General features: G+C 47.3%; 27 protein-coding genes. 9 read left to right on the forward strand and 18 right to left on the reverse strand.

Annotation, left to right across the window (positions count from 1 at the left end; genetic code table 11):
• The 5 genes from BACSA_RS15770 (at position 1) to BACSA_RS15790 (ending at position 2789) form a co-directional block, all read left to right on the forward strand.
• Positions 1 to 771, forward strand: coding sequence for a hypothetical protein (locus BACSA_RS15770; protein WP_013619025.1), 771 nt, complete (start codon positions 1 to 3; stop codon positions 769 to 771).
• A gap of 61 nt (positions 772 to 832) precedes the next feature.
• Complete coding sequence (locus BACSA_RS15775) at positions 833 to 1747, forward strand: IS1595-like element ISBasa1 family transposase (RefSeq protein WP_013616151.1); 915 nt, start codon at positions 833 to 835, stop codon at positions 1745 to 1747.
• Between the two features lie 70 nt (positions 1748 to 1817).
• On the forward strand, positions 1818 to 2153 hold the full coding sequence (locus BACSA_RS15780) for a type II toxin-antitoxin system RelE/ParE family toxin (protein WP_013619026.1): 336 nt from the start codon (positions 1818 to 1820) through the stop codon (positions 2151 to 2153).
• Complete coding sequence (locus BACSA_RS15785) at positions 2137 to 2442, forward strand: helix-turn-helix domain-containing protein (RefSeq protein WP_013619027.1); 306 nt, start codon at positions 2137 to 2139, stop codon at positions 2440 to 2442. Before BACSA_RS15780 ends, BACSA_RS15785 begins: the two co-directional genes overlap by 17 nt.
• Positions 2442 to 2789 (forward strand): hypothetical protein, encoded by a 348-nt coding sequence (locus BACSA_RS15790; protein WP_007560866.1) that lies wholly within the window; start codon positions 2442 to 2444, stop codon positions 2787 to 2789. Before BACSA_RS15785 ends, BACSA_RS15790 begins: the two co-directional genes overlap by 1 nt.
• 43 nt (positions 2790 to 2832) lie before the next feature.
• On the opposite strand, the gene BACSA_RS15795 is transcribed toward BACSA_RS15790, so the two are convergent.
• The 18 genes from BACSA_RS15795 to BACSA_RS15885 all read right to left on the reverse strand — a co-directional run bounded on the left by BACSA_RS15795 (position 2833) and on the right by BACSA_RS15885 (position 16642).
• Positions 2833 to 3288, reverse strand: a complete 456-nt coding sequence (locus BACSA_RS15795) for a glycoside hydrolase family protein (RefSeq protein WP_013619028.1) — start codon at positions 3286 to 3288, stop codon at positions 2833 to 2835.
• A gap of 47 nt (positions 3289 to 3335) precedes the next feature.
• A complete protein-coding gene (locus tag BACSA_RS15800) occupies positions 3336 to 3839 on the reverse strand; it encodes a DUF3872 domain-containing protein (protein ID WP_013619029.1) in 504 nt (167 codons plus the stop codon).
• The gene (locus BACSA_RS15805; protein WP_013619030.1) at positions 3836 to 4696 is read right to left on the reverse strand and encodes a toprim domain-containing protein; all 861 of its coding nucleotides are present in this window, start codon (positions 4694 to 4696) and stop codon (positions 3836 to 3838) included. Before BACSA_RS15805 ends, BACSA_RS15800 begins: the two co-directional genes overlap by 4 nt.
• 6 nt (positions 4697 to 4702) lie before the next feature.
• Positions 4703 to 5260, reverse strand: coding sequence for a conjugal transfer protein TraO (locus BACSA_RS15810; protein ID WP_041584083.1), 558 nt, complete (start codon positions 5258 to 5260; stop codon positions 4703 to 4705).
• Complete coding sequence (gene traN / locus BACSA_RS15815) at positions 5257 to 6171, reverse strand: conjugative transposon protein TraN (RefSeq protein ID WP_013619032.1); 915 nt, start codon at positions 6169 to 6171, stop codon at positions 5257 to 5259. The genes BACSA_RS15810 and traN overlap by 4 nt, the downstream gene beginning before the upstream one ends.
• 46 nt (positions 6172 to 6217) lie before the next feature.
• A complete protein-coding gene (gene traM / locus BACSA_RS15820) occupies positions 6218 to 7549 on the reverse strand; it encodes a conjugative transposon protein TraM (protein WP_083802617.1) in 1332 nt (443 codons plus the stop codon).
• Positions 7550 to 7774: 225 nt separating this feature from the next.
• Positions 7775 to 8398 (reverse strand): conjugative transposon protein TraK, encoded by a 624-nt coding sequence (gene traK, locus BACSA_RS15830; RefSeq protein WP_004326315.1) that lies wholly within the window; start codon positions 8396 to 8398, stop codon positions 7775 to 7777.
• Between the two features lie 32 nt (positions 8399 to 8430).
• Positions 8431 to 9444 carry a conjugative transposon protein TraJ gene (gene traJ, locus BACSA_RS15835; protein ID WP_013619035.1) on the reverse strand — a complete coding sequence of 338 codons (1014 nt, stop codon included), beginning with the start codon at positions 9442 to 9444 and terminating at the stop codon, positions 8431 to 8433.
• Between the two features lie 3 nt (positions 9445 to 9447).
• Positions 9448 to 10077 (reverse strand): DUF4141 domain-containing protein, encoded by a 630-nt coding sequence (locus BACSA_RS15840; protein WP_013619036.1) that lies wholly within the window; start codon positions 10075 to 10077, stop codon positions 9448 to 9450.
• Complete coding sequence (locus BACSA_RS15845; protein WP_004294975.1) at positions 10074 to 10433, reverse strand: DUF3876 domain-containing protein; 360 nt, start codon at positions 10431 to 10433, stop codon at positions 10074 to 10076. Before BACSA_RS15845 ends, BACSA_RS15840 begins: the two co-directional genes overlap by 4 nt.
• A gap of 44 nt (positions 10434 to 10477) precedes the next feature.
• Positions 10478 to 11092 carry a hypothetical protein gene (locus BACSA_RS15850; protein ID WP_013619037.1) on the reverse strand — a complete coding sequence of 205 codons (615 nt, stop codon included), beginning with the start codon at positions 11090 to 11092 and terminating at the stop codon, positions 10478 to 10480.
• Positions 11093 to 11104: 12 nt separating this feature from the next.
• Positions 11105 to 13618 (reverse strand): TraG family conjugative transposon ATPase, encoded by a 2514-nt coding sequence (locus BACSA_RS15855; protein WP_013619038.1) that lies wholly within the window; start codon positions 13616 to 13618, stop codon positions 11105 to 11107.
• The gene (locus BACSA_RS15860) at positions 13615 to 13938 is read right to left on the reverse strand and encodes a DUF4133 domain-containing protein (protein ID WP_013619039.1); all 324 of its coding nucleotides are present in this window, start codon (positions 13936 to 13938) and stop codon (positions 13615 to 13617) included. Before BACSA_RS15860 ends, BACSA_RS15855 begins: the two co-directional genes overlap by 4 nt.
• A 3-nt stretch (positions 13939 to 13941) precedes the next feature.
• The gene (locus BACSA_RS15865; protein WP_007843736.1) at positions 13942 to 14238 is read right to left on the reverse strand and encodes a DUF4134 domain-containing protein; all 297 of its coding nucleotides are present in this window, start codon (positions 14236 to 14238) and stop codon (positions 13942 to 13944) included.
• A gap of 184 nt (positions 14239 to 14422) precedes the next feature.
• On the reverse strand, positions 14423 to 15082 hold the full coding sequence (locus tag BACSA_RS15870) for a DUF4122 family protein (RefSeq protein ID WP_013619040.1): 660 nt from the start codon (positions 15080 to 15082) through the stop codon (positions 14423 to 14425).
• Complete coding sequence (locus tag BACSA_RS15875) at positions 15070 to 15444, reverse strand: DUF3408 domain-containing protein (protein WP_013619041.1); 375 nt, start codon at positions 15442 to 15444, stop codon at positions 15070 to 15072. Before BACSA_RS15875 ends, BACSA_RS15870 begins: the two co-directional genes overlap by 13 nt.
• Positions 15445 to 15446: 2 nt before the next feature.
• Positions 15447 to 15884, reverse strand: a complete 438-nt coding sequence (locus BACSA_RS15880) for a DUF3408 domain-containing protein (protein WP_005776852.1) — start codon at positions 15882 to 15884, stop codon at positions 15447 to 15449.
• Positions 15885 to 15889: 5 nt separating this feature from the next.
• Positions 15890 to 16642, reverse strand: a complete 753-nt coding sequence (locus tag BACSA_RS15885; RefSeq protein WP_013619042.1) for a ParA family protein — start codon at positions 16640 to 16642, stop codon at positions 15890 to 15892.
• A gap of 772 nt (positions 16643 to 17414) precedes the next feature.
• On the opposite strand from BACSA_RS15885, the gene mobA reads away from it, so the two are divergent.
• The 4 genes from mobA to BACSA_RS15905 all read left to right on the forward strand — a co-directional run bounded on the left by mobA (position 17415) and on the right by BACSA_RS15905 (position 21894).
• Positions 17415 to 17837, forward strand: a complete 423-nt coding sequence (gene mobA / locus BACSA_RS15890; protein ID WP_013619043.1) for a conjugal transfer protein MobA — start codon at positions 17415 to 17417, stop codon at positions 17835 to 17837.
• Entirely contained in the window at positions 17822 to 19084 is a 1263-nt protein-coding gene (gene mobB, locus BACSA_RS15895) for a conjugal transfer protein MobB (RefSeq protein ID WP_013619044.1), read from the forward strand. The genes mobA and mobB overlap by 16 nt, the downstream gene beginning before the upstream one ends.
• A gap of 63 nt (positions 19085 to 19147) precedes the next feature.
• Positions 19148 to 21202, forward strand: a complete 2055-nt coding sequence (gene mobC / locus BACSA_RS15900) for a conjugal transfer protein MobC (RefSeq protein ID WP_013619045.1) — start codon at positions 19148 to 19150, stop codon at positions 21200 to 21202.
• Positions 21203 to 21480: 278 nt separating this feature from the next.
• Positions 21481 to 21894 (forward strand): hypothetical protein, encoded by a 414-nt coding sequence (locus BACSA_RS15905; protein WP_013619046.1) that lies wholly within the window; start codon positions 21481 to 21483, stop codon positions 21892 to 21894.
• Position 21895: the final 1 nt, after the last annotated feature.

The raw sequence follows: 21895 nt of genomic DNA on the forward strand, positions 1-21895 counted from the left end.
ATGAATATTTTCCCAAAAAGAATTGAAAACCTGTGCGATGAAATCATCGGCAGGATACTTGCACTGATGAAGGTAAACTCGGTTTCCGAAGTAATACTGACAGACAATGACAATCCGGTTTACGTAATCTGGTTTGACAAGATGGGTGATCCGTGCGAATGCTCGGTACACAAGGTAACTGCTGTCGGAAAAGGAATCACACTTGAAGTCCATGATAAGATAACCGGAGAAAATTACAAGGTAACAAGCCGCCATGAGGCGGCTCTGGCCAATCCGGTGTGGCTTAACGAGATACTGGAGGCCATAACAAACACCTTTCGGATAAAAAATACAGGACTGGAAGAGAATGTTATATGTTGCAAATGTGGAGGAAATCATGTAATATGCAATGCCTTCATCAATCCGAATACAAAACAGTTCTATAATTATGATGATGAGTCATTCTTATATGGATGGTGTGAGAAATGTGACAATTATACCATTCTCTGCGACATAGAAGCCGTAAAAAATGATATTGAAAACGGTTTCAAGAGATTTGTCGAAACATACGGGAGAAAACCTGAACTTGCAGAGTGCGAGATTATATGGAAAGACAGTCTTAATACTGAATACGTAAACATCGCAATTACTGATATACCTGAAGAATATGATAATACGATATTTTTCTACTGTAAAAGTCTCTCTGATTTGAAATCACTGGCTGACTACGGAAAAGAGGATTTTATAGTAACGGGGTGCATCAACTTCACAGACCTGGGTAATAAAGCATAAAATCTTTTAGGTATAGGCGTTTAAGCCGCACCAATTGAGATAGAATCGCTACCTTTGTAGCATGGGAACCAGAAATCAATTCAAAGGCGTGAACTCAATTAAATTCTACCAGCGTTTTGTGTCAGATGACGAATGTTACAAGTATCTGGCGGATATTAAATGGGAGAATGGCTACATTTGTAAAAGATGTGGTCACACCCACTACTGTAAAGGGACAAAACCATATTCGAGACGTTGCACCAAGTGCAAGCATGATGAGAGTCCGACAGCAGGCACAATGTTTGACAAATTGAAATTTCCTTTGCTTATCGCGTTCCATATAGCATTCAAAATCAGCACTAAAAAGAAAGGGATGTCTTCTTTGGAATTGTCGGAAGAGTACGAATTACGGCAGAAGACTTGTTGGGAATTCAAGCGAAAGATACAGTATGCAATGAAAAGCTCATGCAAGTATCCGCTTAATGGTCAAGTCCATGTCGATGAATTCTATATTGGCGGAGAGGAAGAACAGAAACGTGGTCGTTCCAAAGGGAAAAAGCGCCTAGTTCAAGTCGCACTTGAGATATTGCCCGGCAAGGGCGTCGGCAGAGCGTATGCGCGAGCCATAGAAAATGCCTCGGCAGAATCCCTGAAACCATTGTTCATCGATCACATATCCAAAGAGGCTGAAATCGTCACTGACGAGTGGAACGGCTATTTGCCAATAAAATCCGACTATCCAAAGCTAACACAAAGGAAATCCGAAGATGGATCGTCATTTCCCGATATACATATACACATTATGAATATCAAGGGATGGTTGAGGGGAATACATCATCACTGTTCAAAAGCGCAGCTCCAAGGCTATCTTGACGAGTATCATTTTCGATACAATAGACGCAATAACATGGACACAATATTCGATGTGCTTATCAGACGGATGGCTAATTCAGAACCTTTTAGACTGCAAACCAATAAATTGCGTAGTGCGACTTAAACGCCTATGCCTAAAATCTTTTTTATCTTTCAAGGTTGCCTGATATGTAAACTTTTTATATCTTTGCTGCATGAAACAGGAACGGACCATATCAGCCTACAAGAATTATTTCACGGACTTCATATCATCCATTAGAAAAGAGGAAGCCCGCAAGATATACTATATTCTTGATATGCTGAAAGTTCAGGAAAGGGTAAGCAGCAAGTTCGTAAAGTATCTGCGTGAAGAGCTATATGAAATCCGTGCTGAATATGGAGGCAACGTCTTCCGGGTATTCTTCATATTTGATGACGGGAACATCGTAATCCTGTTCAACGGATTTCAGAAAAAGACACAGAAGACACCGCCTTCCGAAATAGAAAAGGCATTAAAGATAAAGGAGGAGTATTATGAAAACAAAAAATGAAAACCTGACCAGCATCGATGCTATCATGGATGAGGAATTTGGCAAGCCGGGAACACCTGAACGTGAGGAGTTCCGTAAGGAGGCATACGCCTACTGCATGGGACAGATTATATGTGATGCCAGAAAGAAGGAAAAGATGACCCAGTCCGAACTGGCTGAAAAAATCGGGACCAACAAGTCCTATATCTCCAGAATAGAAAAAGGTATTGTAGATCCGGGTATCAGTACGTTCTGCCGTATCATTGATGCACTCGGATTGAAGATTGAAATTGTCAAACCGGTATTATAATGGAAAATTATCAGGAAAAAGCCAGAGAAAACTTTTACCGCAACCGTCCGTACGGCATTCACATTGATTATGCCCGAAAAGGATTTGTACTGTTCAATCACTATACAAATAGTCTCGGCAAACAGGAAACCGGTTCTATTGAAGGCCTTCCCCTTGAAAAGTTCGAGGATGTGGACGCGATACCATTGAACGGGAAAATTATAAAAAATGGTAACCAGACAACAGACATCTATTTCTATACGGACGATTCAAATCCTTACAAAAACATGAAGCTGGATATGGATGCTCTGAAACAGTATAACCGGTTCATTTATCCCCTGTCACTTTTTTTAGACAGGATATTATAACAAGACAGCCGTGAATCATGATAAATTCACGGCTGTCTTGTTTCTATGGCACAAAAAGCAATCTGTATTCTTCTTTTCTTCTCCTTTCTATTGACGAAATTTTCTTTCCCTTATAGTAACAATATCGTATGAAGTCCGCATAAATATCCCGGTTACCGGCTTCCAGTTTCCTTATCAACGTGCTTTTGAGCATCTTGCCATAGCCGAGCAACTTATATGGTCCCACCTGGTATGCCAGACATGCAACCAAAAGCGAATCCTTTCCCAGATGTCGGAACAATGCACACATTTCCTTCAGGTCTTTTCTCAGAATACTGTCTCCCTCACTTTCTGTCAGTCTGGCAGGAAACTTTTCCCCTTTTCTGATACGGTGACCGTATGCAACATACGGATGATGTTCCGGACCATGCCATCCTTCGTATTTTTTGATACACCTGACAGCCGTTTCCCAACGTGAGTCTTCCACATTCTCCTGTGCACGCAAAGAAGTTACCGTCATGGCCAGTACCACCAACGGCAGTACTGACCTTAGAAGTCTTACGGTTATTATAAGGCACCTCCTTCCTGAACTGACAATGAATCTTCCACAGTACCTGTTTCTTCATCACCTGCATCGTTGAAGTCAAATTCCATTTCTGTCATGTTTCCCCAGTTGTCTTCGACAACGACAATGAAGTTCTGCGCCTCGTCACATAGTGAAGTATAATACAGCCTGAACTTCCGGTTCTCCAGCAGATAACGGTCATTCGGCATGAATTCAAGACCGTTGTCCAGTTTCAGGGAACCTTCCCCGTCATACTGGAAATAACGGATCGTATAGACCGTACCGTCAAAATCGCCCTCACTTTTGAGTTCACATCGTATTTCCGCCGTCTCATTCCTGTTCAGTTCCTTGGGAACCGGCATTGTTTCCACGGTAAACGGATAACTCTGCTGGATTTCCAGCTCGGATTCGCACGAGGTCAGTACAAGACTGACCAGACCTATGCAGAACATGGCAATCTTACCTGCCAGCCCAAATCCTTTTCTTATATTCTTTTCTGTCTTCATTTGTTTTCCCTTGTTTTTGTCAGATATTCATTCAAGTCCTTAAATCCATCATACAGACCGGAACAGTCCGTAACCTTATTCCCGAAATGTATGTTCAAAGTCTCCAGTGCGGTAATCCCGGCCCGGTCACGGTCAAGAAAGCACCGGATTTTGCCGTAACCCTCCAGAACGGCATACGACCGTTCCAGATTGGATACAGAGTTCAGCACCAGGCAGTCCTCGTCCTTCACAATCCGCAATACCAATGCCGAAAGGAAATCTATAAACCCTTCAAACACGCAGCACGTATCCTGTTTCTTTCCGGACAGGGACACACAGGAAATGTCCTTGGGAGAGATGCATCCCTTGAACATCGGGTTACGGAGTTCATAACCGCCGCTCCGGTTCATGAAGCCTATGGCAAAATACCGTTTGCCCCGTATTCCATATGCCACTTCCTTGCAGAATCTCCCGGCTATGGCCGGATCAATGCCTCTCTCTTTCAGATAAGCTTTCAAAGCCTCATGATTCAGTTCCGTCACTTTCACGTCCTCGAATCCGGAAACGCGGGGTATCTTCTTACGTTCCTGTAAAGGCCGGAGGGGAAGGATGCCGGATTTCCCTGAAAGGAACTCCAGCTGTTCCATGAAACCGGTGCTTCCGGTCAGTTCTCCGGCAAGATGGAAGATGTCACCTCCCTTTCCGAGGCCAAAATCAAACCAGACATTCCGCTGCGTATCCACCTTGAAGGATGCGGTTCTCTCATTTCTGAAAGGGGATCTGAACCAGACATCATTTCCTTTACGGGATACAGGCATATGCCCCAGATCTTCAAGAAAACCGACAAGAGAAATACGTCTAATCTGTTCCAGTTCCATAACCCGCTAATTTATCATAAAACGAATGCCGATTCCATATTGGGTATGGCAATGTCCGAGACTTCCGCCCCACAGGAAACGCTCACGCAAGGAAGCCGTCAATGCCACACGGTCGGCAAGGTACAGTTCCATCTCCAGCGTCAGGGCACAGCCGTACACAAAGGCATCGCCGTTTTTCAGAGTGGCCCCGTCATAGAGTTTTTTATCGGACCAGTTTACCGTCTCATATCCGGCCAGTGCCGATCCTCCAAGATTGAGGAAGAACACTTTTCCCGCATCGGAAAGGAAATTCAGGTAATATCCGCCTTCTGCCGTAAACTGCGCCGAAGGGATGGTCACATGACGGTAACCGTGTTTCATATGCAGGTATTCCGCTCCATATACCCATTTGTTCCCGCCTTTGGCATAACTTGAAAGTATCATTCCCATATAGTATCCGTTATCGGAAGCCATACCTCCACGCATTTCCACACCCTGCATCCTCGGCAGAATCCGCTGGGCGTCTGCCTGCCCTACGGAAAGGACAAGCAGCAATGCCAACATATACAATACTTTTGTTTTCATCGTACCTTCAGTTCGTTGATGGTTTCCGCACGCACCAGGTCTTCGTTGACCACCTCAAAACTCTGGTGACGGCCGCCCTGTTTCTCATACATCTCCACAACCAGTTTCTTGTCGTCCGGTATCGTAAACTTGGGAAGGGCAAATACCGTGCATTCCGAATCCCTGCCGTTTACACGTGTCACATAATTATAGGCACGCAGCGGATAAATCACCTGCTCCTGCATGGCCGTACGCTTCATCACCTTTTTGTCCACCACCTTGAACGTAATGAAATCCACGTCAAAGGGCACATTCGAGGAGTTCTTTACCTGGGTATGGAAATAAAGCAGGTCATTATGGGTGTACAGTCCTTTGAGCAGATACTGGATACCGAAACGCTTGCAGCCGATATGACGGATACGGCGCTTGTCATTCTCATACACGGATTTCATGATAAGACGTACCAGACGGGGTGACTCGTTATCCAGCTCGGTCAGATAGATTTCCATGGCATTGTTGGGACGGTTCACCGATTCTCCGTCATGAATGAAATCACACATCTCCACATTCAGCAGCAGCGGCTCATCGGCATACTTCACGTTGAAGGTATAGAAGTTCCCGTCTTCGGTTATTACAGACATATTGGTCTCCTCCCTGAAATTGCGTGTCGTGGCCTTTACTCGGATTACATTCTCGGCACCGTCGGCCTTGCCGGCTATCAGGCTTGTAGAACCGAGATCCACATACTTGACCGGAGCCGGAAAAATGACATGGACGGTCTTGTTATACGTTATTTCCAGTCCGTGCGGCGGAATCATCTGGCTGAAACCGATCTTGCGGGTCAGCCCCTCATAATAATCACCGCTACTCTGCTGCGCCCAGGCAGCCGATACGCCCAGTAAAAGGGCAAACATCATCAGAATCTTCTTCATGTGCTTTTGTTTAATGGTTGTCTTTTCTTTCATAGTTTCCTATATTTCATTTCTCCGGTGAATGGAGCAGTACCCGGTGTCCGGCCTTCAAAGTAATGTTTACCGTACGCATCCGTTTGGATATGTACTGGGAAACGCCCTGTATTACACCTTTTCCCAGATCAGAGGCAATCTGCGCCCCAGCATCGGTGGAAATGTTAATGCTGCTGTTCATCGAGGTTCCCATATTGGCGGCAATCTCTCTGGCAGCGTCATATTCCAGTGAACCCGGCACCAGGATTCCCTGCTGTCCATCCAGATCATAGACTTCCAGCTCCACCGGCAGGATAGTTCCCTTGTATTCCACGGCATTGACCATGATTTCCAGCCGTTCACCCTGTATGCGTGTGCCACCTACCAGTACGGTCCCTTTCGGTATGAAACGTCCGGCAACAGACATGGGCTCGGTAAGCCGCAGGCGCAAGGCCTGTCCGTCGGATACGGTCTGCGTACCGTGTACACAGGCAGCAATGGTATTGCCTTCCGTTACTGTCTTCCGGCCGACAGCCGTATTGAAACCGGCATTGCGTTCTCCCGAAAAGGCGGATATGAACTCTTCGTCGCTCATAGGTCTGGAAAGCGAGGATACCACCTCATTGTGAACCTGTTTCACCGGTATGGCTTTTTTGTCCTCCGCTTTTCTGACGGGAGAAGGAGTCTCCACTGCCTGACGGTTATTGTATTTGGCGGCCAGTTCGTAGGATTTTTCCATCAGGGCCATCTTTTCCTCCATGCCTGACAGTGGCTCCTGTTTCTGCTGCTGTTGCTGCATACGCTCCAGTTCCTCAATCCTTTCCAGAAGCCTTTCCTTTTCCGGATCGGTCCGCGGTTCATAGATGCTTCCCAGCGTACGGTTCATCTCACGGTAGGCTCCGGCCGAGGAACTGACCGGTCCGGCATTGCCTTTTTCTGTTTCCGTTTCCGTGTTTGTTTGCCTCTCCGGTGGAATGTTATCGGGAAGACGGACACTGTCTTTCCGTTCCTCTTTGGCAAACATGGACTCCGCAGCTTCAAAGAATGTCTTCCTTTTCCTGCTTTCCTGTTCCATCAGAGCCTTTTCATAGGCATCCTTCTTGTTTCCTTCCAGGCGGCTGTCCTCGGGAGAAGGGATTTCCGTATTGAATCCCTGGCCTTTATCCTGCCGCTCCCGTTCCTGCCCGGAAGGTGAGAATATCAGATAGAAACTTCCCAGACACAGCAGGAACATCAGCGGATACACCACAAATCCGGCGCGTTTGCGTTTCTGTTCCTCACTCAGCGGCTTCCTGTCCTTTGAAGACCGGAGCCTGAACGGTTTCATCAGCCGTTCCATTACTTTCTTGACTTTTTCTTTCTCCATTTCTTACAATAGATTGAATGAACTCCATACGGAGTGAATCCTTTTCCATAAATTCCATTCCGGACTCCCGGTTCTTACTGCCTATAAACGGTCTGCATGCCGTATAGACACATGCGGCGGTAAACGGGACAAACAGTATCCAGAGAACGGCCTTGCGCTGTTTAACGGTAAGTCTGTGGCAGAACCTCCTGAGTTGAAGGTTCGCCTGTCTCGTCAGGTTCCTTTTCATCGCTCTACGCTCCTTATGTCCTTGTTTTCCAGTATGGTCAGATGTTCGATGATAAAGCCGTTGGGGTTGTCATCGGAACGGGACGTATTCTGAAGCTGGCAGTCAGTCACCAGCGAACGTTCCGTCACGTTACTCTCACGGATAATCATCTGGCGGGCATACGTCCTGGCCCTGTAGGGGTATCCGGAAAAGTCGCAGACCACGCTGTCCACCCGTACCACCTGATTGATATTACCGGAAATGAGACGGTTGTAGTATCCTTTCTCGGCAAAATCCACATAGTAATGATAGGCGCTTTTGTCCGCCAGCTGCAAGGCACGGTTGATATTGTGCTCAATGGCATCCTTCTGTGGCGACAGCCCGAAAAAGAGCTCATGGAACCTTCTTACATGCTCCCTGGCTTCAGCCGGACGGTTCTGTGAAAGATCCTGCGAAAGGGCAAGCATCAGTGACTTGCCGCCATCGAGTACATAAATTTTCTCACGCTGTTTCTCCGCAAAGCGGTATGAGTTCCACAGGGCAAAGACGGTCACAAGCGTGCAGCATCCGACAAAGACCGCAAGCATCAGGCGTATCCGTCTGAAGCTGCTTTCAATATTGGTCAGTGATTTGAATTCCATCTGTTTTCATGATTTTTATGTTCCTGTTCTGTTTATTTTCCACGCAGACGCCCTCCGATATTTCCCAGTCCGGAACCTGCGGCACCGGCTGCAAATCCTCCGGCCTTGGTCGCGGTACGGTTGATGTTGCGGTTATAGTTTCCGCCACCGCCTGCCTGTACAATCCATCCGGCCACGGTCGGCACGGTAAAATATCCGATGATACCTATGAGCATGAAGATCACATATACCGAATTGGAGTTGTCCAGCGAATAGTTCGGATTGTTCTGGAGCTCCAGGATGTCGTTCTGCAGCATGAGCACCTGAATCTTAGCCAGCATACAGCTGAAAAGGTCACTCACGGGAAGCCACAGATAGACGGAAATGTAACGTGTGAACCACTGGCTGAGCGTGGACTGGAAACCGTCCCACACACTGAAGGCAAAGGCAATGGGACCAAGGATGGACAATACAACCAGAAAAAAGGTCCTTACCGTATCTATAAGCAGGGATGCCGCGGCAAAAAGCAGTTCCAGCAGACTGCGGAAGGCGTCCCGGATATTCTTTTCCAGATTGTACATGCCCACTTCCATATACATGCCCATACGGGTTGCCATGGCATCGGGCGACCATCCGAGCTCGTCCAGCTGACGGTCAAACTCCTCATCGCTGACCAGATAGGCCGTTTCCGGATTACGGAGCATGGCTTCACGTTCCAGCCTGTCCTTCTGCTCACGGTACTGCTGCATGTCCATCGTCTGCCCCTCAAGCATCTTGTGGGTTCCCTGCACAATCGGACTCAGCACCGTATTCATCGTTCCGAGTACCAGGGTCGGGAAAAGCATGATGCAGATGCCTATCGCAAACGGGCGCAGAAGCGGATACACGTCAATCGGTTCGGCACGGGCAAGCGACTGCCAGACACGGACGGCCACATAGAACAGGGCACCGAGTCCGGCAAGTCCCTTGGCCACATCCAGCATATCCCCGCAAAGGGGCATCATTTCATTGTAAAGGCTCTCCAGAATGGTATGGAGATTCGAGAAATCCACGGATAACAATACCATAGGCTACCAGTATTTGGAGGTGTCATTGCCATAGAGCCTCAGGACACGGTCAAGGTCATTCTTCTTGCGGGCACGCAGAAAACTCACGGCTATATTCCTGTTCGTATAATAATTCACGAGATTGCGGTAACGGCGCATACTGACATAACAGTCATCCACCACGTCCATACGGTCCTTGTCGGTCATGGAAAGGGTGCTGACGTTGATTACCTGCTTGAGGTCCTGCAACACCCCGTTGCTCTCTTCCAGAAGTTTGGTATAACCGAAAGCGATGGCCTCCAGCTCTTCGGGAGAAAAGTTCTCGTCACCCAGCATCTTCTGGAAATTGGTCACGTAGATTTCCGACACGTCACCGACCATCAGGATGATTTCACTGACCTTACGGGCATCCTTCACCAGATTGTTGACGGACTTCAGGGCATCATAGTATTTCTTGTACTGCTGGTATATCTTCACCGTCTCCGCAAAATTCTGGGCGGTACTTGTCGCGGTTGAAGAGGTATGCACGATATTGTCCGACATGTTGATGATACTCTGGGCAAGGTTTCCCGGATCAGTCACCACCCACTGTGCCCGTATCTGTCCGGCAAGAAAAAAGGTTCCTGCACAAAGCAGCAGCAGTCTTTTTCTCATGGACGTACCTCCTTCCTTACATAGTCACCGTTCGGAGAAAAGGTCAATACGTCAGCCGCCTCATTGTAGGCGATGTCTATGCGGTAGCCGGTATTGATGAACAGGTTACCGTTTTCTTCCACCAGCAGATAGGTTTCCGGTTTCAGCTTCCGTGTCTTTCCGCTGCGGGCGAAGACCGTCACCTTGTAGGCGTCCCCTTCCTTATATATAAGGACATCGGGCTTGCCTTCCACACTGCTCCATGAACCGCACAGGCGGTCACAGTCCTTAAACCTGCTCTCACTGCAACTCTGCAGCAGCAGTGATGCCGCCCCGATCAGGCAGGCGGCCAGTCTGTACAACTGTCTGTTTTTCATGTCTTGTCTTTTTTAATGATGTTGTTCTTGTTTTACTGAATCTCTCAAAGTCCCATCTTACGTCTCTTTGGCTTCGGCCTGACCGGGATGCGGGCTTTTCCGGACAGCCTTTCTTTACAGGCTGGCTGCCGGCATTCCTTGCGGATAGCGTTGTCGTCCTTTTTGTTTGGGGACTTCAGGCCGACCATGGTTTCAAACCTGGCATAAAGTTCCTTATAGGCCTTTTCTGCCTGTTGCCGTCTGATTTCATCCGGGGAATTCCGGTCAATGCCGTATTTCATGAGAAAACCGGAATTAATGAAAGGGCTGTCAATATTCTTCGGGTTGGCGATGAAACCTCCCAGCTTTTCCAGTTCCCCGTACAGCTTGTCGAGATACTGTACGGGAGGAGGGGAACAAAGCCGCTCGAAGACCTTCTCCACAGCATGTGTCAGTCTTACATCGACCTCCACGGCATCAGGTATCTCGCCTCTGAGCCTTCTTTCCCTGTAATCTTCCGGTTCCATACTTTCAAGCCGGTGGTACAGTTCATAGTCCTCTGAAAATCCGTAATGTTCACGGATATCCTTCGGTATGTCCCATCCGTTCATCAGGGACCAGTAGAGACATTCGATTGTCTCTTTACGCTTTCTTTCATCCGATTCAAAACTGTCATTCATAACCGTCATGCTTTACCGTTTGACCTTTTTCCTTTCCCTTCTCATTTCCGCAATGCGTTTCACGGCCAGTTCCAGATTTCCGCCCAGTTCCTTGGCCAGCTTCTGCAATTCCAGCTTTTCCGACTCTTCCGTGGTATATACGGCATATTCCTCATCGCTGACTTCCGTGGCATACACGGCCGAGTGGGTACCGCCAAGACCGATCCAGACCTCACGGTAGAAACGTCCGGGATGGTTGGCCTGATTAATGGACAGGATCTGTCCGCGTTCCTTGTCGGTCAGTCCGAGAAGCCGCTGGATATGGTCGAACTTGTTCATGTATTTCCGCTGGTCAAGGAGAATCTTGCAGTCACTGTTGTTGATGATAGCTTCCTTCACGACAAGGGAACTGATAATGTCATCCACTTCCTGGGTGACCACCACGGCCTCACCAAAATATTTTCTGACGGTCTTAAATAAATACTTTATGTACTCACTCATATTGGCGGACATCAGGGCTTTCCAGCATTCCTCAATGAGTATCATCTTGCGGATGCCTTTCAAGCGGCGCATCTTGGCGATGAAGGTTTCCATGATTATCAGTGTGACCACGGGCAGAAGCACCTTGTTTCCGCTGATATTGTCCAGCTCAAATACGATAAAGCGCTTGTTGGTAAGATCCAGTTCCTTGTCCGAATTAAGCAGGAAATCATAATCACCGCCACGGTAGAACGGTTCCAGTACGTTCAGGAAACCGTCGATGTCAAAATCCTTCTCACGGACTTTCTTCTCCTCAATCATCCGGCGGTAGTCATCACGCACAAACTCGTAGAATCCGTTGAAATCGGGTCTGACATCCCTGTTTTCCGTTATCCTGCGAATGTATGCGTTCACCGCTCCCGAAAGGGCCACTTCTTCCGAACGCCTTGGAGCTTCATCCTCACGTTTCCAGAGTGTGAGTATCAGTGTCTTGATGCTTTCACGCTTTTCCACGTCAAATTCCCCGGAATCCGTATAGAACGGATTGAAGGCGATGGGATTGTCCTCCTCATAGGTGATATAGATACCGTCCTCGCCATGTGTCCGGTCATGAATCAGGCTGCAAAGTCCCTGATAGCTGTTTCCGGTATCCACCAGCAGGATATGGGTACCCTGTTCATAATACTGGCGGACAAGATGGTTCGTAAAGAAGGATTTACCGCTGCCGGAGGGACCGAGTATGAACTTGTTGCGGTTGGTGATGATTCCCTTGCGCATGGGCAGGTCACTGATGTCCAGATGAAGCGGTATGCCGCTCTGCCTGTCCGTCATACGGATTCCGAACGGGCTGGGCGAACTGCGGTAATTCGTTTCCGAAGCAAACAGGCAGACAGCCTGTTCCAGAAAGGTATAGAAACTTTCCTCAGCCGGAAAATCGCCCGCATTGCCTGGAATACCAGACCAGTACAGCACCGGAGTATCTATCGTGTTGTAATGGGGTACGCATCCCATCAGGGCAAGCTGGCTACCGGTATCGTTCTTGATACGTCTTAACTCTTCCTCGTCTTCCGCCCAGGCCAGTACGTTACAGTGGCACCGTACCGGAACAAGCCCTTTCGTATGCGCCTCGTCAAGATACATTTCTGCCCATTCATAGTTCACGGCATTGCTGCGGCTGTATTTCGATAGGGACAGCATGTTGCGTGAGGTCTTTTCCATGCGTTGCAGGATTTCCTGCGCATCATCGATGAACACGTACTGCGAATAGACATGGTTGCATGAAAGCAGGAGTCCTACCGGAGCCGCAAACGAAAGACGGCAGTCGCTACGGTCCGTGGATAAGCGCTCATAGCGCATGTCCGTGCCCACACTGCCGGGAAGGTCTTCCGTATCGGAAAGCACATGCAGGCAAAGACGTTTGTCACCGATGCGCATACGTTCCGGATCAAGGCAGATGTCCTGTAATACGGGGTGCGTGTCCTCCATACCGAGAGTCAGGTATCTTTCAATCAGCCCGGGACATTCTTCCGTTCCGACCACCTCTTCCGTCCTGAGACGCTTCATCCTGACATGCCCCGAATCGTTCATGATATGCTCGAACTGCTCCACCGCCTCCAGGAATTTCACGACCGAATCCCAGTCCGTGATTTCCTTGGGAAGGATATAGCCGCGGCACAGGGTACTGAAATCACTGCGGCGACGGGCACGTTCGCGTGTGGTCTTTGTCAGATACAGGAAGCAGCGGTGTCTGAGATACGGGCGTTCGTTGAAATGACGCTCATAGCTGCGGGACAGGAAACTTTCCGTCCCGTCTCCTTCGCTCCGGTAGTTTTCCTTGACGAACCAGTCCTGCTTGTACACGACCGAATAATTTGGAAGCACCTTCATGGCCTTTACCCAGGTACCGTGAATGGCTTCATATTCAGCCGCCGTCACCGTGTACAGTTCAGGCAGCTCGACCTCGAAGGCTACCGTAATGTCCGCATCCTTGCTTACGATGCAGTTGTTTTCCACGGCCAAAATCGGGAATCTGTCTTCCAGATCACAGGCCTTCAATACACTTCTCATTTCTTTCTCTTCTTTTTGGTTAATGCACTGAATATTCTGCGACGGGCTGACAGATAGCGCGGATGGCGTTTCTCGGCCAGCATCTTCATCAGCCCGTGCTCACCGTAGCGGGCATTCATGCGGAAGGTCAGCCATACGGCCAGGGAACCGGATACTGCTCCGAAAGACAGGCATACCAGCTGGCTGACACCGGCCATATACAGGACAACCACCGCAAGAAAGACCGATACAAGGCCTCCGGCAAAAAAGAACAGGTACTGTGATTTCAAGCCCTTGAACTCAATCGGACGACCTGCTCCTTTGTTGATACGGTAATCCATGGCTTACAGGAAGAAGGAACGGAGAATGGTGGCGGCCACAATCAGGAAGATGCAGGCGAAGAACCAGCTCGCCGCAGTCTTGGACGTATCGGGATCGCCGCTGCTGAACTTGCCATACGTCTTGATACCGCCGACCAGACCGAGTACGGCTCCGATGGCATAACACAATTTGGTGGCCGGATCGAAATACGAAGTCATAAGGCTGGTAGCCTCATTGATGCCGGCAAGACCCTGTCCCTGTGCGAAGGCACCTGCCGCTGCCAGCACACACAATACTGAAAATAGGATTCTTCTCTTCATTGTCGAATCATTTTTGGGTTTGACATAAATGTTGAATTCGACTGCAAATATATAAGGCTTAAACCGCTGTGATACAACACTGTCATCAGGTGTCACCAGATGTCATCAGATGTCATTCAGGAAACCTTACAGACATAAAAAAAGCATCCCGAAAAGATTTCCGGGATGCCTGAATATATCGGTGTCAGATATATTTCCGCCACTCGTCAGACGGTTCATTCCCATCCTTTACTTTAAGCGGTTTAGGATTGCCGTCCTCATCAAGATACCTGTCTATCAGTTCCTCTACAATCGCGGAATTCTCCATATTGGAAAGGAACACGTCAATCAGGCTGGTCTGCCTGATGGAGAACAGGACACGGGCTGCCTGCATGGCCTTCTCATGGTCGGCTTCATCCTGATGTGTCAGATATTCGCCGAGTACTTCCATGTCCCTGCTGGACAGAACAGGTGATACGGATTCCACTTCGGGAGACTCCGCATCAAGGTCTTCCTGGACTTCCTGCAGGAGTTTCATCTTATCCAGCTGAAGGTTGCATTCCACATCTTCCTGCTGCACATCCTCCTCCTCACCGATAAAATTCCTTTCAAGTGGCTGGCTCATGAAGGGAGCGGCAGTCTTTCCGGCATTCTCGTCCAGATAGACATAACGGGTACTTCCCATCACTTCTGTATCTGAAACCGCAGATTCCGTTACGACAGTTTCTTTCTTTTCCTTCTTCACGCAAGGTTTCCCATAAAGCAGGGTACAAACAGTTTCGATACGCCTTCTCCAGCCATACACGCTGTACAGCAAATAGCCTATACAGACAATCCGTACACAGAAGTATATCAGTTCTTCCATAAAGAATCCTTATAGAGAAAACATTCAAGTTCATTCTTCAGCAATTCTCCGTGGCGTTTCAAGTGTTCCTCCACGATATTGCTCACATAGACTGAAACACTCATGCCGGGAGCCATAAACGGAATAAGGCGGCTTGCCTTGTTGTACAAACCGCAACGGATACGAATCTGACGTCCTTTCCCGACTGGAGCATCGTTCAGATACACACGGCTATATTCGGGAAAGCAGTTCGCTATTCCTATTTTCTCATTCAACTCTCTGACCTGTCCTTTCAGTGAACAAATCTTATTGGACAGTACATAAACGTAACATAACAGCAGGCCGCAAACCAATACGGCAACAGTCAATACAATCCACATCATTTTCAGAATGTTTTTGGGGTTTTTCGGCGAAACAGCTCGCCAAGCTCTTCACTGTAAGTCTCAAGATGGTGTGCCAGCACATTATCCAAAAAAGCGGGCACACTCATGTCATCACTCAGAAGGGGAAGGATACGGGCCAGCCTGCAATACATGTCATAGCTGATATAGGTCTGCTTTCTGTGTACGGACTTCTTTCTGTCCAGAAACAGTTCCTTATACATTTCCACCTTCTCTTCCAGTCCGGGATCGGCGCGTATCGTTTTCCGGGACTTTTCCTGTCCCTGTGTCTTTACTTCCGGCACATTTTTTTCCTTTTCTGTGACAGGAAGAACATTCTCGCCGACATCTGTTCCAGATTTACCGCAGGAAATGGATTCACTGGCCATCATGTCCTTCAAGGCATCCTCATCCACCTTGAATATCTCTCTTTTCTTTGCCATAGTTCTTATCCCGGAAATATGATACGTTCCATCTCCTGGGCAAAAGCCTCAAGACGGCTGTCTTTCAGTAGTGATTCGGAAGGAGGAAGAAGGGTGCAGCGAAAATGCTGTCTGGAAGAAGGTGTCATTTCCTTGTTGAAGCGTTCAAGATCCGGAAGTACGGTTTCAAAGACCTTCAACCCCATACGGAGCACTATTGCATTATACATTACATACAGTTCTTTTGAAGTACGGCTGTCCATACGGTTCCAGAATAAACGTATGTCCTTCAGGGGAGCTTCCGGATGCTGTCCAATAAAATCCTGAACGGTCGATACAAAGGAAAGGCTGCTCTGCATGACCATACGGTCCTTTACAATGGGAGTAAAGATAAAATCCATGTTCATGACGGACTCGAATACACCACGGGAGTTCACCGTTCCGGGAAGATCGAAGAATATCAGGTCATAGTCGCCATCCAGTTTGCCGGGAATCTCTGCGGCTGCCTCCGGCGTGGAAGTGACGATCGGATAGGCCTTACGGGAACCGTCTTCAAACTGACGGCAGAAAAGTCGCTGGTGATACTCACTTTTCTCAAGGTTCTTCAAATCCCTTCCCCTTAGTTTTTCCAGACTGAACTGGGGATAGTCACAGTCAACGACAGCAACTTTCAGACCTCTTACATAATTAAAATAACTGGCAAGAACCGCTGTTACCGTGGACTTGCCCACACCGCCTTTCTGATTGCTGAAGGCGACAAGAATCGGACGTTTGTTCATACCTTTTGTTTTTGGGGTTAATATTCACTTTTTCTTTCACTAATCTTACAATGGCATTACGCTATTGTGATACTATATTGCCATGTTATTATGTCCTTATGTTATTACAATATTATGTTGCCGTGTTATTATGTCCTTATGTTATTGCAATACTATGTTGCCATGTTATTATGTCCTTATGTTATTGCAATATTATGTTGCCATGTTATTATGTCCTTATGTTATTGCAATATTATGTTGCCATGTTATTATGTCCTTATGTTATTGCAATACTATGTTGTTACGTTATTATGTCCTTATGTTATTGCAATGTTATATTGCCATGTTATTATGTCCTTATGTTATTGCAATACCATGTTGTTATGTTATTATGTTATTGCAATATTGCACGCTTAAATCGCGTCAAAAATAAGGTCTTTCAAGCATACAGGTAATATGTAGCCTGTACCATGACATCAGATGTCATCAGACGTCTTTATATGTCATATAATCCACTATTTCACAACTGTTTACACAGCCATAATTTTGCAAAGTCAGAACCGATAGACGGCTTGGAATATCTTCCGACGGACAGCAGCACGCCGCTCACGTCGCGCAGCAATCCGCCGGAGGTGGATTCTCTGTTCAAACGAACAGAGCAAGTTGTGTCTTTGTCCGACAGAAAGTATTCTGCCCGACAAAGACCAACTTGCCCTCCCTCACGGTCGGGGGATTTTCCTCCAAAGTCGGAAAATCTGACGGAGAAAGCAAAACAACCCAAAAGCAAAAAAGCATGGAGAAAAAACAGGCTAAAAGGACAGGCAGAAAGCCGAAAACTGATCCGGCGGACTACAAGTTCAGTTTCCGTCTGAACGCGCAGGAGAGAGGCAAATTTGAGAAACTGTTTCTGGAATCCGGAGCAAGGGACAGGACAATCTTTATCAAGAAATCAATCTTTTCAGAACAGCTGAAGGTAATCAAGGTGGATAAGGTTTCCATGGACTATTATATCCGGCTCGGGGAATTTTACAGACAGTTTCAGGCAATAGGCAACAATTACAATCAGGTCGTAAGGGCCGTGCAGAAAAATTTCGGGGACAAAAGAGCGATGTCCCTGCTTTACAAACTTGAAAAGGCTACTCTGGAACTGATACTGCTCAACAAACGGATTATGGCCTTAACCAAAGAATATGAACAGAAATGGTTGCAAAGATAAGTCACGGGGCAAGCCTTTACGGAGCACTGGCCTATAACCATGAAAAGGTATTTCAGGGGACAGCGGAAATCCTGTCCGGACACCGGATGATTTCCGACCGCCCGGGATTGCCGAGCGAGGACATGCGTCTGGCTCTCCTTTCATTTGAAAACCATCTGACGGTAAACAGGAGGACAGACAAGCCGGTCCTGCATATCGCCCTCAGTCCGGCACCGGAAGACAGGCTGGACAATGACAGGCTGGCGGAACTGGCAGAGAAATACATGCAGAAAATGGGATATGGAGACCAGCCGTTCATCGTGTACAGACATGGCGACACCTGCAACACGCACGTACATATCGTGAGTGTATGCATTGACGATGAAGGAAGGAAAATCAATGACTCCTATGAGCACCGCCGTTCCATGACAGCCTGCCGGGAACTGGAACAGGAATTCGGACTGCGCAACAGTGCAGATGCGGAAAGACGGAATCCGAAAGCGGAACTGAAAAAGGTGGATGTCTCACAAGGGGATATATGCCATCAGATAGGAAACACGCTGAAGGCCGTACTGGAAAGTTACCGTTTCCAAACCTTCGGCGAGTATTCAGCTCTACTTTCCACACTGAACATTGAAGCCCGACAAGTGCGGGGCGATTACAAGGGAACACCCTATACGGGTATCATCTATTCGGCTACAGACGACAGTGGAAAGGTGATCGGTCCTCCGATAAAAAGTGCAAGGTTCGGCAAGCGTTTCGGAAATACGGGACTGTCCGAACGTATGTTACGGCATACACAGGATTTCAAGGAAGGCAGATGGTCACCAGGCATATCCGCCAAGGTTATACAGGCCATACGTGGCGCAGAATCTGAACAGGAGTTCAGGGAACTGCTGAAACAGGAGCATATTGATGTGGTATTTCGTAGGAACGATACCGGACGTATCTATGGTGTCACATTCATAGACCATGAACGGCGCGAGGCATTCAACGGCTCACGTATGGGAAAAGAGTTTTCCGCCAACGTATTCAACGACCTTGTCAACCAGTGGAAAGGAATACCCTGGCAAGACAGACAACAGTCCGGTCCGGAGGAACTTTGGAAACGGTACGGCTACCGTATGGAAGAAGGCAGTGCGTTTGAACAGGCGGCAGGTATCTCCTCCTTTGAGGCAAATCCAGCAGTCGATTACGAGGAAGAAGCGTTCCGTCGCCGCATGAAACGGAAAAAGAAACCGCAGAAGCGCAAATCACGCGGTATCTGATCAATCAAAATCAGTTAACAACATGGGGAACAATGGATTCCCCCCACAATCATCTACATCATTATGCAACAGGAAGACGATTTGAGAGCCCTTGCCAAGATTATGGAATTCGGCAGGGCAGTCAGTATTTTTATTCTGGTAGTCCACGTTTATGTGTACTGCTATCCCAGTATGAGTGCCTGGCATCTGAATCTGGATGTCATAGACCGTATACTGATGAACTTTGACAGGACAACCGGTATATTCGGCTGTATCCTTTGGACAAAACTGATGGCAGTTCTTCTGCTAGCCATATCCTGTATGGGTACTATCGGAGTCAAGGGTGAAAAGATAACATGGCAGCGTATATGGGCGGTACTCACTGCCGGAGCGGTTCTCTTTTTCATGAACTGGTGGTTGCTTGACCTGCCTTTTCCGCACGAAGCGATTACTGCCCTATATATGATGACACTCGCAGCCGGTTATTTATGCCTGCTCATGGCGGGACTGTGGATCAGCAGGCTTTACAGACATAACCTGATGGAGGATGTGTTCAATATGGAAAACGAATCCTTCATGCAGGAAACAAGGCTGATGGAGAATGAATATTCGGTTAATCTGCCCACCAGATTCCAATACGGCGGCAAACTCAATGACGGCTGGATTAACGTGGTCAATCCTTTCCGTGCGACCATCGTATTGGGGACACCGGGCTCCGGTAAATCATACGCAGTGGTGAACAACTATATCAAACAGATGATTTCCAAAGGTTTCAGTGTCTATATCTATGATTATAAATTCGATGACCTTTCTACCATTGCCTACAATACCTTGTTGCACAATATGGACAAATACAAGGTAAAGCCACATTTTTACGTCATCAATTTTGATGATCCGCACCGTTCACACCGCTGCAACCCCATCAATCCGGAGTTCATGACGGACATCTCTGACGCATACGAAGCAAGCTATACCATCATGTTAAATTTGAATAAGACCTGGATCGAAAAACAGGGTGACTTCTTTGTAGAGTCTCCGATTATCCTGCTGGCAGCTATAATCTGGTATCTGAAAATATACAAAAACGGTATCTATTGCAGTTTTCCTCATGCCGTGGAACTGCTGAACAAACCTTACTCTGATTTGTTTACTATCCTGACATCCTATCCTGAGTTGGAGAATTACCTCTCCCCTTTCATGGATGCCTGGAAAGGCGGGGCACAAGATCAGTTGCAAGGCCAGATAGCTTCTGCAAAAATTCCGCTTACCAGAATGATTTCTCCACAGCTGTACTGGGTCATGACAGGTAATGATTTTTCTTTGGACATCAATAATCCGAAGGAGCCTAAAATCCTTTGTGTGGGCAATAATCCGGACCGTCAGAACATCTATTCCGCAGCGCTCGGACTGTATAATTCGAGAATCGTCAAGCTGATAAACAAGAAAGGACAGCTTAAAAGCACGGTCATTATAGATGAGCTTCCTACCATCTATTTCCGAGGACTGGACAACTTGATTGCAACGGCACGTTCCAACAAAGTGGCAGTCTGTCTGGGCTTTCAGGATTTCAGCCAGCTTAATCGTGACTACGGTGAAAAGGAAAGCAAGGTAATTCAAAATACAGTCGGCAACATATTCAGCGGTCAGGTGGTAGGTGAAACAGCTAAGACACTTTCTGAACGCTTCGGAAAGATTTTACAAAAACGTCAGTCAATATCCATCAACCGTCAGGATGTCTCCACATCGATCAACACCCAGCTGGATTCCCTGATTCCTGCATCAAAGATTTCCAATCTCTCACAAGGTACGTTTGTCGGTTCCGTATCAGACAATTTCGGTGAGAAAATTGACCAGAAGATTTTTCATGCGGAAATTATCGTGGACCATGCCAAAGTAAGTGCGGAAGAGAAGGCTTACAAAAAAATTCCGGTTATCAATTCTTTTAAGGATAATGACGGAAATGACATCATGCTCCTACAGATACAACGCAACTATGACCAAATAAAAGCGGATGCCCAGGCCATAATCAACGAGGAGATTGAACGTATCAAGAACGACCCTGAACTCTGTGAACGGTTGGGAATAGAGAGCGCGGAAGAGGAGAGAAGAAAAGCCAACGGAATACGGAACGAGAAATAAATCCTGAATTGGTTTGATTTACAGAAAACATTCCTTACCTTTGAGGTTGAAATAGAACATAACGGTGGATTACGGGAGGTTTTCCGCCGATTATATACATAAGTCGCAAGACGTCTCGAACAGGAATCTGACAAATTCAATAACACAGAGGCTATTGCGTGAGGCTTATGCTATACCTTATAGCATGAGCCCATGCGAATTTCTGTGTTGGGCTTTGTCAGAGCCTCTGTTCGAAATGAGCATGGGTTTCATGCTTTTTACTTTTAACAGATAGAGGTATGGCAAAAATGCAGGTTATCATGCCCGTCACATTGGACGGATTCCTGCCGGACAAGGACGAGGAACTGATGGAATGGCTCAGAACTGACCGGAACGGCTTCCCTTATTGGGAAGAACGGGCGATATTCAATATGTACCCGCATTACGGGATGCTTGATTTGATGGATGCCAAAGAAAGGCACAAAAACAATTGCACTTTCTTTATGAAAGTAGAAGATGGAAAAAGTGCGGAATATGCGGGTGGAATTTTTCTTTACCGGCTCGTGGACGAACTGGTTATTTACTTGCTTCCAATATCATATAAAAGTGGGAAAAACATTACCGGAAGAATACAATTGGGACAATGGTCGCTGCGGGACGCCAAGACATTCCGCAACGATATATGCAGACTGGTGTACCATTTGAAAATATAAT

The sequence above is a fragment of the Phocaeicola salanitronis DSM 18170 genome (assembly GCF_000190575.1).
GTDB lineage: Bacteria > Bacteroidota > Bacteroidia > Bacteroidales > Bacteroidaceae > Phocaeicola > Phocaeicola salanitronis.